Raw genomic sequence first — 13,973 nt, 5'->3', positions numbered from 1 at the left:
CCTACATATCCAATTCGAGTTCGCCACCGCGAGAACGCGATACGCAGGTCAGCATCGCGTGTTCCCGCTCACCTGGCAACAGCGCCCGGTCCCGGTGCTCGACGTCGCCGGAGAGCACACTCGCCCGACAGGTCCCGCAGAAGCCCTGCTGGCAGGAATACGCGACGCCGGGCACCGCGCGCCGAATCGCGGTCAGCGCGGACTCGTCGGCGGCGACATCCACCTCGGTCCCACTGCGGCGCAATCGAATACGGAACGGGGCACCATTGCACACCGGCAGCGCCGAGAACCGCTCGGTATGCAGCGAAGCGGTCGGATCGTGCAGCAGCAGCACCTCGCGCGCGGCCTCCGCCAGAGCCGGTGGCCCACAGACGTACACCGCGGCGCCGGTCGGCGTCTGCTCGAAGATCATGCGCGGATCCGGGGCCCCGAACTCGTCGTCCGGACGCACCACCACATCACCGCCGGTGAAGCGGGCCAGCTCGTACAGAAACGGCATCCGCGTCCGCGTGCGCCCGAAATACATCAGCCGCCAGGGTATTCCGGCCCGCTCGGCCGCGGTGACCATCGGCAGGATCGGCGTGATCCCGATGCCACCGGCCACGAACAGATATTGCGGCGCGGCGATGAGTGGGAAGGCATTGCGCGGCCCGCGCACCCGCAGCCGGTCACCGACCCGCAGACCCTCGTGGATCTCCCGGGAGCCACCGTCGCCATCGGCCATGTACCGCACCGCGATTCGGTAGCAGCTGCGATCATCGGGATCGCTGTTCAGCGAGTACTGCCGCTGCCGACCCGAGGGCAGGTGCACATCGATATGGGCACCCGGCGTCCAGGCGGGCAGATCCGCGCCGTCGGGATCACACAGCGTCAGGCTGACCACCTCGTCGGCCTCGGCGTCGATCCCCATGACCGCCAGTTCGAAATCGTAGCCGGTGTGGCGCACCGGCTGTGGCCGCGAAAGCAGATGCACCGCTTTGCCTTCCGTGAAGACGCGCTTATAGGTGTCCACCGCCGACGCGATCATCCGCAGCCCGGCCCCCGGCCGGAACTGCTCCACGGCGGTCATGCGCTCGCCCGTGCTGCCGGTGACTGCGCCAGGTAGCGCAGTGCATTGTCCATCGGACCGAGTTGCGAGGGATGGAATCCCGGCCGCAGGTAGCGCGGAATCTCGGTGAAGAAGGTGGTGAAACTCGGCACCACGCCGCGCAGTGACGCACTTGCCATCTGCAGCGGCCACCATCTGCCCTTATTCGGCGACGGGTCCCGATGGAACAGATAGGCGCCCGAAATCAGGAACAGCGCGAGCAGTCCCGAGCTCGCGATCAGTGCCTGGCGCGCCTTGCGGGCGTAGCCGCCGTCGAGATACATGTACGCGTCGTAGACCACGCTGCGATGTTCGACCTCCTCGGCACCGTGCCAGCGGATGAGATCCAGCATCGCCGGATGCATCCCCTTCGCCGCCAGTTTGTCATTGGTCAGCAGCCACTCGCCGATGACGGCGGTGTAGTGCTCCATACCGGCGAACAGGGCAAGGCGCTCACACAGCCATTCATGCTTCGCCCGACCGGAGAGCCCGTGGTCACCGAGCACCCGGTCGATCAACCAGGCGACGCGATCCACCATCGGAGCGACCTCGAGACCGAGCCGCTCCAGTTGGTGACGGGCCTTTTCGTGTGAACCGGCGTGCATGGTCTCCTGACCGATGAAGCCGCGGACCTCTTCCCGCAGACGCTCATCATCGATCAGCGGCAGCGCCTCGGCCAGGGCCTGCGCCATGGCCCGCTCCCCTTCGGGTAGCACCAGATGCATGACATTGATGATGTGGGTGGCCATGACTTCACCCGGGATGTAGTGCATCGGCACCGAGTCGAAGTCGAAGCTGACGTCCCGCGCATTGATCGCATGAGCCTGATCGGCGTACGTAGTGCCCATCTGATGGTCCTCACGTCTGGTCCCGTAGATCGTCAATGTATTGCCGACATCAAATGCTGTCAACATCACATGATGTCAACTTTCCGGCTATGGGAGGATCGAGCTATGAACGACGCCTCCGATGGATCGATACCGGGTATGCGCCGCTGGCGCGGCACGCCTCCGGCCGACCGGATCGCCGCGCGCCGCGAACAGCTCATCGAGGCCGCCATCGAGCTGATGGCCACGATCGGAGCGTCCGATATCTCCATGCGCGGGGTTTGCCGACAGGCCGGACTAACCGAGCGGTACTTCTACGAGAGCTTTCCGAGTCTCGACATATTGCTGACCACGGCGCTGGAGACGGTCGTCCTCGGTGCGCAGGAACGGCTGCTCGCGGCGCTGGCCACCGCGCCGACCGAACCCCAGCAGCTATTCCGGCACGCCATTTCGGCGTTCACCGATTATTTGCTGGAGGATCGTCGGCGCGGTCAGATCATGTTCGTGGAATCGCAGGCCACGCGGGTGCTCGGCGACCGGGGCAACGAACTCATCGAACTGTTCACCGCCCCGATCGCGTTGACGATCGCACTGGCCGACGGAGCGCAATCCATGCCGGACGAGTTCGAGAACAGCCTCAACTCGAACGCCATCTTCGGGGCGATGGCATATATGTATCGCCCGTGGCTGGATGGCACCATCGCCGTCCCGCGAGAACGCTTCGACGACCACGCGACCAGCGTGCTGCGCAATATCGCGACCGCACGGTCGTCGACGGCGCAGCAGACGCACTGATCCGGCTACCCCTGCGTCGACACCGGATCCCGATTCCGCGCCCGCTCGAATACCATGGCGCTGTCGGTGATCCGCCCGTGGCGCAGCGTCACCACATCACGTAGGTAGTTCATACGTAGGCGCCACGGCGCTTTGGTGCCCTGGATCGGGAACCGACTCGCGGCGCGCTGCACGTACCCCGGGTTGAAATTCAGGAACAGCGATGCGGCGCCGACGGACGGATCGCGCACCGGCGTGCAGCGGTCGTAGCCGTTGTCGTCCATATGGCGTAGTAGCCGAACGACGTACTCGCACACCAGATCCGCCTTCAGTGTCCACGAGGCATTGGTGTAGCCGATGATGTACGCGAAGTTCGGCACGTCGGATAGCATCATCGCCTTATAGGCCATATGCTCCGGAAGTTTCACCCGCTGCCCGTCGACCGCGAGTTCGATGCCGCCGAAGGCGAGTAGGTTCAAACCCGTTGCGGTGATGACGATATCGGCGTCGAGGGTGGCGCCGGAGGCGAGGGCCAGACCGGTCTCGGTGAATGTCTCGACCTTATCGGTCACGATATCCAATCGTCCCTTGCGAATCGCGCGGAAGAAATCTCCGTTGGGCGCCAGGCACAGTCGCTGATCCCAAGGGTTGTAGGTGGGAGTGAAGTGGGCGTCGATATCGAAGTCCTCGGGCAGCCAGCGCCGTTGCCAGCCCTTGATCCGCTTGCGCATGAATTCCGGATACCGTTGGCTCAGTTGGTATATCGCGGTGGCCAGCGCCACGTTCTTGGCCCGCGCCACCGCGTACGCGACGCGGGCGGGCAGGAATTTGCGCACCTTGACGGCGAGATCGTCGCGCGCGGGTGCGGAGATGATGTAGCTCGGCGAGCGTTGCAGCATGGTCACGTGCGCACCCTGCTCGGTGAGCGCGGGTCCGAGGGTGACCGCGGTTGCGCCGCTGCCGATCAGCACCACCCGCTTGCCCGCGACATCGAGATCGTGCGGCCAATGCTGCGGGTGGATGATCGGTCCGGCGAACCGCTCGCGGCCCGCGAATTCCGGGGTGTAGCCCTCGTCGTAGCGGTAGTAGCCGGAACAGCAGAACAGGAATCCGGCAGTGAGCGTGACGGTTTCGCCGGTATCGGTCCGTTCGGCGCGCACCGTCCAGCGGTTGTCCCGCGATGACCATTCGGCGCGGACCACCCGATGCCGGAACCGAATATGCCGCTCGATACCGCTCTCGGTGGCGGTGGCACGCACATAATCCAGGATGTCGTCACCGTCGGCGATCGACATCTCTCCCAGCCACGGCCGGAAGCGGTAGCCGAGGGTGTACATATCCGAGTCGGAGCGAATTCCCGGATAGCGGAACAGGTCCCAGGTTCCGCCGATCGCGTCGCGGCTTTCCAGAATCGCGTAGCTCCGCCGCGGGAAGGCCCGCCCCAGGTGATACGCCGCACCTATCCCGGACAGTCCGGCACCGACGATGAGCACATCGACGTGCTCGTCAGCGGTCGTCATAGCTCTCACCCTCCGGTATTCGGCGGTTGCGGCGTGACGCCGATCCGCACCGGCGTCGCCTCCAGCCTATCGGTGACCTGTTGTCTTCGAGAACAACACCCCCGACCAATACCTTGGACAAGCGACCAATACCGACCGGTTCTCGAGTGCGCGAAGTGCAGTGAGGTCACTCACATCGATTGCGCATCACCCCAGCGTAGCCGTGAAAGTTCAACTGTCCCAGAAGGATTCCCTCAAACTGGCCATACCCAGGACAGGTTACCGTCCGGTAGCGTTCGGTCGCACCGACGATCAGAGACGATCCGGAACCGTATTCATCAACGTTTTCCAGGAGCGCAAGTGTCGCATTCTCGGTTCGAATCCATCGGTGCGTACCTCCCCTCGAATATCGTCTCTACCGAGGAGTTGATCTCCAGACTCGCCGAACCCCCATCGTTCGATCTCGAACGGATCACGGGAGTGCGGGAGCGCCGCGTCCACGACACCCGACCGGACAGCTACGAGGACTCGTTCGCCCTCGCCAGCAAGGCGGCTCAGGACTGTCTTTCCAGGTCACAGTACGCCGCGGCGGATCTCGACGTGATCATCTCGACCTCCATCACGCGCAGCAGGAACGGCACCCGGATGTACATGGAGCCGTCGTTCGCCTCCGCCATCGGCACCCAACTCGGTGCCGACAAAGCCATTACCTTCGATATTTCCAATGCCTGCGCCGGAATGTTGACCGGTACCTACATTCTCGATCGGATGATCCGTTCGAGTGCGGTGCGAAATGGCATGGTGGTGAGTGGTGAGGCCATAACTCCCATTGCCGATACCGCGGTGAACGAGATTTCCGAGAAATACGATCTGCAATTTGCCTCACTGTCGGTCGGCGATTCGGGTTGCGCGGTCGTGCTCGACCGGGCGGTCGACGATGCCGACAAGATCCACTACATCGAATTGATGACCGCCGCCGAACATTCGCACCTGTGCCTGGGCATGCCGAGTGATAAGACCCAGGGCGTCGCGCTCTATACCGACAACCGCAAGATGCACAACGAGGATCGGTTCGTACTGTGGACCGACACCCAGCGCAACTATCTGCGGGCGCGCGGCAAGACCTTCGCCGACGAGCAGTTCGACTACATCATTCACCACCAGTTCGGCGCGGCCGCGCTCCCGTGGCTGGCCGCGATCGGCGAGCGCGAGTTCGGTGTACCGATGCCGCCGGATCTACGGGTGCTCGAGAAGTACGGAAACACCTCGACCACTTCACATTTCATCGTGCTGCACGATCAGCTCAGCGATCAGAAGCTGCCGTCGGGATCCAAACTGCTGATGATCCCCGCGGCCTCCGGTGTCGTGACCGGCTTCCTGTCCACCACCATCTCCTCCCTGAAGGTCTGAGGTCAGCCATGGGCGTGCGCATCAAGTCCACCGGAACCAGCCGGGCCGAGGACACCAACAGCATCATCGAGCACAGCGCCCGCGCGGCGCGGGAAAGTCTGCAGCGGGTGGGTGTGCGTACCGACCAGGTCGGGGTGTTCATCAACGCCGGGATATTCCGTGACTCCAATACCGTCGAACCGGCCGTCTCCGCATTGATCCAGAAGGCGGCGGGTATCGGGCTCGAGTACGGCGAGGACGATCCGCGGACCTTCTCCTTCGATCTCATGAACGGCGCGGTCGGCGTGCTCAATGCGGTCCAGGTGGCCACATCGATCCTGGAGACCGGCAGCGCCGAGCATGTGCTGATCGTCTCCGGGGATACCCATCCATCACTCACCCGCTCGGCGGCCGATGCCGAATTCCCCTATGCCACTTCGGGAGCCGCGCTGCTCCTGGAGCACACCGAGGAACCCGTCGGATTCGGCCGGGTGCATATCGCCAGGGGCGCCGGTACGCCCGCGATCGAGTCGTTCGTCGATACCGCGACCATGGGCACCGTCGGACGCGGTCTGATGACAGTGGTACGAGAACCAGGCTTCGAGGACCGGCTGTTGGCCGTGGCCGTCGACGCCGCGCGAGCCGCACTCGCCGAAGCCGGGCACACCGACGTGTCGAACACTGTGCTGATCGCGTCGACTCCGAGCGCCGAATTCCCGATCCGGCTTGCGCAAACCCTTGGCATCGAGGCGGATTCGGTGCGAACCGCCGATCTGTCCGGAGGCGATCCGCACACCGCGGCCCTGCCGCTGGCCTATGACCGGGCGGTCACCGAGGATTCGTTCGCGGCGCACACCCACGTGCTGTTCGTGGCGGCGGGTGCGGGGCCATCGGCCGCGGCCGTGCTCTACCGACTGCCGGTGCTGGCGGGGACGCCCGCGTGACGACGCCGACCTACTGGCAGCCCATCGACCGGTTCCGCGCGTTCGCGCGCGCGGAACCGAATCGCGCGGCAGTGATCTTCCCGCAGGGGCGCAATCCCGCGGGCCTGCCCGACTATCGCACGATCACCTATCGCGAGCTCGATCGGTGGTCCGACACCATCGCCGAGCGGTTGACCGCATCCGGTGTCGGAACCGGTACGCGCACCATCGTGCTCGTCCTGCCGGGCCCGGAGCTCTACGCGGTGATGTTCGGGCTGCTGAAGATCGGTGCGGTGCCGGTGGTCATCGATCCCGGCATGGGGGTGCGAAAGATGTTGCGGTGCTTGCAGGCCGTGGCGGCCGAGGCATTCATCGGGATACCGCAGGCGCATGCGTTGCGAGTGTTGTTCCGGCGCAGCTTCCGCCTGGTCCACACCAACGTCACCGTCGGCAGGCGCTGGTTCTGGGGCGGTGCGACACTGCGGGATTGGGGCACCATACCCACCGGGGTCACACCTCTTCGTAAACCCGCCGCGGACGGCGATCTGCTGCTGATCGGGTTCACCACGGGCAGCACCGGCCCCGCCAAGGCCGTCGAGATGACCCACGGAAACCTCGCGGCCATGATCGAGCAGGTCCATGCGGCACGCGGGCATATCGAACCGGATACCTCGCTGATCACGCTGCCGCTGGTTGGCATTCTCGATCTGCTGCTCGGCGCGCGGTGTGTGCTGCCGCCGCTGATCCCGAGCCAGGTCGGTTCGACCGATCCCGGGGATATCGTGGATGCGGTCGAGCGGTTCGGTGTGCGCACCATGTTCGCCTCGCCCGCCGTGCTGATCCCGCTGCTGCGCCGCCTCGAACAGCAGCCGACGGAGCTGAAGTCGTTGAACAGCATCTATTCCGGCGGCGCTCCGGTCCCCGACTGGTGCATCGCCGGACTGCGCGCGGTACTACCCGATGACGTCCGGGTGTACGCGGGATATGGCTCCACCGAGGCATTGCCGATGTCCACCATCGAATCACGGGAATTGTTCGACGGTTTGGTCGAGCGCACCCATCGCGGTGCCGGCACCTGTATCGGGCGGCCTGCCGATCGGGTGCGGGCCAGGATCGTCGCCATTACCGACGACCCGATTCCGACCTGGCAGCGGGCCGATGAGATCGCTGGCCAACTCGAAAACTCGCGTAGTATCGGCGAACTCGTCGTCGCCGGGCCGAATGTCAGCACGCGCTACTACTGGCCGGAGCGGGCGAACGCGCAGGGCAAGATTGTCGACGGCGCGGTGATCTGGCATCGCACCGGCGATCTGGCCTGGATCGATGAGCAGGGACGGATCTGGTTCTGCGGGCGCAAGAGTCAGCGGGTGGTTACTGCGCAGGGGCCGATGTTCACCGTTCAGGTCGAGCAGATCTTCAATACCGTTGCGGGCGTTGCCCGAACGGCGTTGGTAGGGGTCGGCGAACGGGGTACGCAACGGCCGGTGCTGTGTGTCGAGCTGCGCTCGGATGCCGATGGCACGACCGTCGAGGCCGCGCTGCGGGCCCGTGCGGCCGAGTCGGAGCTGACCCACACGATCGCCGACTTCCTCGTGCACCCGAAATTCCCGGTGGACATCCGACATAACGCCAAGATCGGGCGCGAGCAGTTGTCGGTGTGGGCGACCGGAAAACTCGGAGCGAAGCGATGAAGTCGACCGTGCTGCGGGCGGTTCCCGTCCTGGGTTGGCTGTATCTGGCCGGTGGCATCGCCGCGGCCGCGATGGATCGTGTTCCGGAAAGCCGGGTCATGCGTGGCATTTGGTGGATCGATGCATTCCTGAGCTTTGTCGTGCACGCGGCGCAGATTCCGGCGGCACTGCGGGCAGCCCATGGTTCGGGGCGGTCCAGGGTCGAGACGGTCGTGCTGACCCAGATCTTCGGCATGACCTGGTGGCGGACCCAGCCCGGTCGGGAGCACAACGGAACGGAGGACACGCTATGAGCAAGGTGCTGGTAACCGGGGCCTCCGGATTTCTCGGCGGTGCGCTCGTGCGCCGACTCGTCCGCGATGGCGAACACGATGTCGCGATCCTGGTGCGGCGCAGTAGCGATCTGACCGATCTCGGCGCGAGCGTCGACCGGGTCCAGGTGGTCTACGGTGATCTCGCCGACGGACTGTCGCTGGCACGGGCCACCAATGGTGTCGATGTGGTATTCCACAGTGCCGCGCGGGTCGATGAGCGCGGCACCCGAGCACAGTTCTGGGAGGAGAACGTTCGGGCCACCGAGCGACTGCTGGATTCGGCGCGGCGCGGCGGCGCTTCGCGTTTCGTCTTCATCTCCAGCCCCAGTGCGCTGATGGACTACGACGGCGGCGATCAGCTCGATATCGACGAATCGGTGCCGTATCCGCGGCGCTATCTGAACCTGTATTCCGAGACCAAGGCGGCCGCCGAGCGCGCCGTACTCGCCATGGACGCACCGGAATTCACCACCTGCGCGCTGCGGCCGCGGGCGATCTGGGGTGCGGGTGACCGATCCGGTCCGATCGTGCGCCTGCTCGGCCGGACGGCCGCGGGCAAGCTGCCGGATCTGTCGTTCGGCCGCGATGTGTTCGCTTCGCTGTGCCATATCGACAATATCGTCGACGCCTGTGTCAGGGTGATCGGCTCGGATGCGGTGGGCGGCAAGGCGTATTTCATCGCCGATGCCGAGCAGACCGATGTGTGGCAGTTCCTCGGCGCGGTGGCAATGGATCTCGGCTATCGGCCGCCGACCAGAAAGCCGAATCCGCGCGTGGTCAACGGACTGGTGCGCGTCATCGAAACGGTCTGGCAGGTCCCTGCCATCGCGACGCGGTGGTCGCCCCCGCTGTCGCGTTATGTCGTGGCGCTGATGACCCGCAGCGCCACCTATGACACCGGCGCGGCGGCCCGCGATTTCGGCTATCGGCCCGTCGTCGACCGCGATACCGGCATCGCGACGTTCAAGGACTGGCTCGAAACACAGGGCGGCATTGTCGAACTCACCAAGGCATTGCGATGACTCCGGAGGCAATAATGCGCACCGACAACGTCTTTCGGCGTCCGATCTCGCCCACCGAGCGCCTGTACTTCGCGACGCGCGAGCTGAGTCCACCGTTCCTGATGCAACTCGCCATCCCCGGCATGGGCCCCATCCGAGCGGCCGAATTACAACGGGCCGTAGATATCGCGTCGGCGGCCGATCCGGGGTCCCGGCTGGTGCGCGACGGCAAATACTGGGTGGACAGCGGTACTCCGGCAGCGGTGCGGACCGTTGTCGGCGGCACACTGAATTACCCTGCGCTGGAGAATGATCCGATTCTCAACAGCCCGATCGGGCCGACCCCGGACCGCACTTGCGAGGTGCTCTTGCTGACCGGCGATCCGGTCACCATCGTATTCCGGGTATTCCACGGCGCGATGGACGGTATGGGCGTGCGCATGTGGGTCCTGGACGTGTTCCGGGCATTGCGCGGTGAGGAACCATTCGGCGCTACCGATCCCACCGCGGATGCCGACCTCGTCGCGCGCCTCGGCGCGCCGGGACGACCGACCCTCGTCCTTCCGGTATTCCCGTCCCCGGCCGGATGCGGCCGCCAAGACCCCGCGGCATCGCCCTGGTTGCTCCGTAATCGGTCCATACCCGTGACCGGCAAGGGCACCGTCGCCCGGGTGGCCGCCATACTGGCCGCTCAGGCGGGTGCCAGGTCCCGCTTTCTCATTCCGGTCGATATGCGGCGGCATGCACTGGGCATGCGCTCCACCGCGAATCTCGCGCTGCCGCTGTTCCTCGATGTGGAGCCGGGTGACGATTGGCAGGCCATCAACGCGGAGAAGCGCATAGGGCTACAGGAAAACCGCGAGCTGAATCAACTGGACAATGGCGGACTTTCGCACTGTCCGCCCTTCGTCGTGCGGGCAGTGCTGCGGGCGGCCAATTGGGTCGGAGCCCGGCTGAACCGGAATATCGTGTCGGCCACCCTGTCGCATACCGGCAGGTTCGAACTCGACGAGCTCAGCGGGCCGGGTTTCACCGCTAACGCGGCACGGGTGCTGCCGCAGCACACCGGGATCATGCCGATGCTCTTCGGCATCGTGGAGTACGGCGGGACCACTGATATCACGGTGTCGTGCCGCAATGGCGAAGGCATCGAGGCGCGCCTGGAGGCGCTGCTGGATCACATCGCCGCCACGCTCGAGCGCGATCTGTCGAATGCGACGCTATGACGACCTTCGCACGTTTCGTGAACGCACACCCGCGCGCAGTGCTGGCCGTTGTCATCGGTGCGGTCCTGCTGCTGGGCCTGCTCGGCACGGGCACCACCGACCGGGTCAGCGTCGGTGGATACAGCGATCCGCACAGCGAATCGACAATGGTCGACCAACTCGTCCGCCAGCACTTCGGGCCGCAGAACCCGGATGTGGTCGCGCTCTACACCGTGCCGGACGGGCAGACACTCGACGATATCGGGCCGCGCGTGCGGCAGGCGCTCGGCCGGATCGATGCGACGGTGCTGGCTCGCCCGATCGAGACGTACTGGAACAGTGCGCCGCCGCGCAAGGGCTTGCTGCACTCCGCCGATAACCGGCAGGCACTCGCGGTGGTGTTCACCGCTGGCGACGATAATGCCCGCATGCGTGCCTACCCGGATATCGAGGCAGGACTGCGGGTTCCGGGAATCTACACGCAGTTGTCCGGCTACAGTGCGCTGGCCGCTGCGATCAACCACCAATCCGAGCACGATCTCATTGTGGCGGAATCGATTTCGCTGCCGATTACACTGCTCATCCTGGTGCTGCTGTTCGGTGGAGCCGTCGCCGCCGCAATGCCGGTGGCCGTCGGACTACTCGCGGTACTCGGCGCGATGGGCACGATCCGAGTACTGACCGAATTCACCGAGGTGAGTACATTCGCACTGAATATCGCCTCGCTGCTCGGGCTCGGGATGGCCATCGACTACGGACTGTTCCTGGTCACCCGATTCCGCGAGGAGGTCGCCGAGGGGCACGATATCGCGACGGCGATCGAACGGACCTACGCGACCGCCGGTCGCACCGTCGCATTCTCCGCGCTGCTACTGATCTGCGCGTTCGCAGGGACGTTCGTGTATCCGCAAGCGGTGCTGCGGTCGCTGGGGTTCGGCGCGATATCGGCAGTGGCGTTGGCTGCGGCACTCTCGCTCACGGTGCTGCCCGCGATGCTGGCGCTGTTCGGTGCCCGCATCGGACCGGCCGGGAGACAGGAACGGACCGAACGCTTTTGGGGTCGTGTGGTGGACGCGGTGCTGCGACGGCCGGGAATAGTGACGGTGGTGGTCGGCGCCCTGTTACTCGCCCTCGCCACACCGCTTTTCGGACTGAAGCTGGGCGATGTCGACCATCGGGCGCTGCCCGCTGGCAATGAAATGCGTACGACCGTCGAAGAACTCACCGCGCAGTTTCCCGCCGCCAGCAGCGGCATTACCGCGGTACTGCGCGGTATCGACGGAACCGTGCCCGATGTGGCGGCGGTCGAATCCGCAACTCGCGAAATCGGCGCGGTCGCCGGAGTACGCCAGGTGCTGCAGGTCGGGCGCGACCAGGATTTCGTTGTGCTGCACGCGTTCTTGACGGCACCGGATCGGAGCACGACCGCCACCGCGGCGGTCCAGGCGATTCGCGGACTGGATCCCCCTGCGGCGATGACACTTCAGGTCGGCGGGGATACCGCGGCGACCCTGGACAGCGTCGATTCGATCGTGTCGCGGATGCCGTGGATGGTACTGGTGATGGTGACCGCGACCGTGGCCCTGCTACTTGCGGCATTCCGCTCGATCGTATTGCCGCTCAAGGCGGTCGCGATGGCATTCCTCAGCCTTGCCGCCACCTTCGGCATTCTGACCTGGATTTTCTACGAGGGTCACCTCGCCGGACCACTCCGCATCAGCTCGGGGCCACTAGCCGCTGGCATGGTGGTGCTGATCGTGTCGGTGGTCTTCGGACTGTCCACCGACTACGAGGTTTTCCTGCTCTCGCGCATGGTCGAGGCCCACACTGCCGGGGCCGACACCGCGTGGTCGGTGCGCATCGGCACGGTGCGGACCGCGCGGGTGATCACCGCCGCCGCCACCCTGCTCGTACTCGTGACCGGCGCGTTCACGCTGTCACCGCTGACGCCGATGCGGTTCCTCGGCATCGGCATGATCATCGCCCTTATCGTCGACGCGACGCTCGTGCGAATGCTGTTGGTACCCGCCTTGGTCAAGCTGATGGGGCGGGCGAATTGGTGGCTGCCGGGTGCCGGTCGGCGGCAACGGGCGATTGTCACGGTGGTCGAGAAGCAGCGCGCGCCATCGGCTTCGTGAGCATCGGTCGATCGGACAACACGCCCGGCGCGGCGGATCTATGTTTCGATGGAACCGTTTCGTCGGCGGGTGCGTCTCTATGATCAGACGGGACCATGGGAAGGGGCGACCGCGATGGCTGTTGACAGTCCGTTCGGCGGGTATGTCGAGGATGCGAAGACCGGGGCGCTGAAGGTGCGGATGGAGCCGCAGGCGTTCGTTGATATCGATGCGGCTTGTCAGAATTTGATCATCGATCTCTCCTTGGCACAGAACGATGCGCGTGCGCTCGGCGAGCGCTCGACATGGGGCCTCGGCGAGAACAACCCGCGGCTGACGTCGGCCATCGAGTTGGTGCAAATGTTCCAGGACAAGGCATTCGGCGGCCCGAACAACGCCTACGACACCATCGGCGACTACATCGCGGTCGCGATGGAGATCCAGACGCTCTTCAAGACCATCCGTGACGCCTACGAGCGCACCGACGAAGACTTCGCCCGTCGGATGCGCGAGATCCGCGTATGAGAACCAGCACCGAAAGCTCTTCGGCAGTGGTGGGCCTTCTGACGGCAGTGGTCATTGTTCTCACTGCTTGCAGCGGGGAGAATTCGCCGACACCAGCCTCGACATCAGCGGCACCGTCGACGCCCGGCACTTCGACTGCCTCGGCGAGCACTCCGAACACCGCTGCCGTATTCGACCCCTGCACCGCGCTGACGCCCGAATTCTTGACCGCACACCAGTGGAATGCCCGCACTCCCACCCCCAAACAGGATTCGACGGGCAGCTTCCAATTGAAGGGCTGCTCGTACGTCGCCCAGAGCGCATACACATTCCGTGTCCAGACAACTAATGGAACCCTCGACCAAGTTCGCGAAAAGTTCCCCACCGCAACCGAACTCACTATCGGCGGCCGCAATGCCCTACGCTACGAGGCGCGCCCGGACGTCCCCGGCGGCTGCACCGTCAATATCGAAATGAAATCCGGCTCCCTCTACATCCTGGTGGACGACCCCCGCGGTCTGCACCCTCGCAAGCTCTCCCCCTGCGATAACGTCACCGAAATCGCGGAGGCCGTCGCACCCCTTATCCCGCAAGGCAGCTGACGATGTGAGAGTGCCCGGTTATCGCGCCGCGTCGCCCTGT

The 13,973-nt window shown here is 65.1% G+C and carries 13 protein-coding genes; 10 read left to right on the top strand and 3 right to left on the bottom strand.

The genetic code is table 11. The features are described 5' to 3' along the window. Position 1: 1 nt before the first annotated feature. Positions 2-1,069, bottom strand: coding sequence for a PDR/VanB family oxidoreductase (locus ACWEO2_RS00700; protein WP_452403404.1), 1,068 nt, complete (start codon positions 1,067-1,069; stop codon positions 2-4). After that, a complete protein-coding gene (locus ACWEO2_RS00695; RefSeq protein WP_354959302.1) occupies positions 1,066-1,935 on the bottom strand; it encodes a metal-dependent hydrolase in 870 nt (289 codons plus the stop codon). The genes ACWEO2_RS00700 and ACWEO2_RS00695 overlap by 4 nt, the downstream gene beginning before the upstream one ends. A gap of 105 nt (positions 1,936-2,040) precedes the next feature. Between ACWEO2_RS00695 and ACWEO2_RS00690 the strand changes: the two genes are divergently transcribed. Then, positions 2,041-2,709: a TetR/AcrR family transcriptional regulator gene (locus ACWEO2_RS00690; RefSeq protein ID WP_452403403.1), complete on the top strand. Its 669-nt coding sequence runs from the start codon at positions 2,041-2,043 to the stop codon at positions 2,707-2,709. Positions 2,710-2,714: 5 nt separating this feature from the next. On the opposite strand, the gene ACWEO2_RS00685 is transcribed toward ACWEO2_RS00690, so the two are convergent. Further along, a complete protein-coding gene (locus ACWEO2_RS00685; RefSeq protein ID WP_452403402.1) occupies positions 2,715-4,208 on the bottom strand; it encodes a flavin-containing monooxygenase in 1,494 nt (497 codons plus the stop codon). 339 nt (positions 4,209-4,547) lie between these two features. On the opposite strand from ACWEO2_RS00685, the gene ACWEO2_RS00680 reads away from it, so the two are divergent. The 9 genes from ACWEO2_RS00680 to ACWEO2_RS00640 all read left to right on the top strand — a co-directional run bounded on the left by ACWEO2_RS00680 (position 4,548) and on the right by ACWEO2_RS00640 (position 13,933). Next, entirely contained in the window at positions 4,548-5,597 is a 1,050-nt protein-coding gene (locus ACWEO2_RS00680; protein WP_452403401.1) for a 3-oxoacyl-ACP synthase III family protein, read from the top strand. An 8-nt stretch (positions 5,598-5,605) separates the two neighbouring features. Then, positions 5,606-6,520, top strand: a complete 915-nt coding sequence (locus ACWEO2_RS00675; protein ID WP_452403400.1) for a hypothetical protein — start codon at positions 5,606-5,608, stop codon at positions 6,518-6,520. Continuing rightward, positions 6,517-8,190, top strand: a complete 1,674-nt coding sequence (locus tag ACWEO2_RS00670) for a fatty acid CoA ligase family protein (RefSeq protein WP_452403399.1) — start codon at positions 6,517-6,519, stop codon at positions 8,188-8,190. The genes ACWEO2_RS00675 and ACWEO2_RS00670 overlap by 4 nt, the downstream gene beginning before the upstream one ends. Next, positions 8,187-8,483, top strand: a complete 297-nt coding sequence (locus ACWEO2_RS00665; RefSeq protein ID WP_452403398.1) for a hypothetical protein — start codon at positions 8,187-8,189, stop codon at positions 8,481-8,483. The genes ACWEO2_RS00670 and ACWEO2_RS00665 overlap by 4 nt, the downstream gene beginning before the upstream one ends. Next, complete coding sequence (locus tag ACWEO2_RS00660) at positions 8,480-9,526, top strand: NAD-dependent epimerase/dehydratase family protein (protein ID WP_452403397.1); 1,047 nt, start codon at positions 8,480-8,482, stop codon at positions 9,524-9,526. The genes ACWEO2_RS00665 and ACWEO2_RS00660 overlap by 4 nt, the downstream gene beginning before the upstream one ends. 14 nt (positions 9,527-9,540) lie before the next feature. Beyond that, positions 9,541-10,731, top strand: coding sequence for a peptide synthetase (locus ACWEO2_RS00655; RefSeq protein WP_452403396.1), 1,191 nt, complete (start codon positions 9,541-9,543; stop codon positions 10,729-10,731). Continuing rightward, positions 10,728-12,848 (top strand): MMPL family transporter, encoded by a 2,121-nt coding sequence (locus ACWEO2_RS00650; RefSeq protein ID WP_452403395.1) that lies wholly within the window; start codon positions 10,728-10,730, stop codon positions 12,846-12,848. Before ACWEO2_RS00655 ends, ACWEO2_RS00650 begins: the two co-directional genes overlap by 4 nt. Before the next feature lie 114 nt (positions 12,849-12,962). Further along, positions 12,963-13,352 (top strand): hypothetical protein, encoded by a 390-nt coding sequence (locus ACWEO2_RS00645; protein WP_452403394.1) that lies wholly within the window; start codon positions 12,963-12,965, stop codon positions 13,350-13,352. Beyond that, positions 13,349-13,933, top strand: coding sequence for a DUF3558 domain-containing protein (locus ACWEO2_RS00640; RefSeq protein WP_452403393.1), 585 nt, complete (start codon positions 13,349-13,351; stop codon positions 13,931-13,933). The genes ACWEO2_RS00645 and ACWEO2_RS00640 overlap by 4 nt, the downstream gene beginning before the upstream one ends. Positions 13,934-13,973 lie beyond the last annotated feature (40 nt).

The sequence above is a fragment of the Nocardia sp. NPDC004278 genome, assembly GCF_053602975.1.
This window is presented reverse-complemented; position numbering and strand designations above follow the sequence as displayed.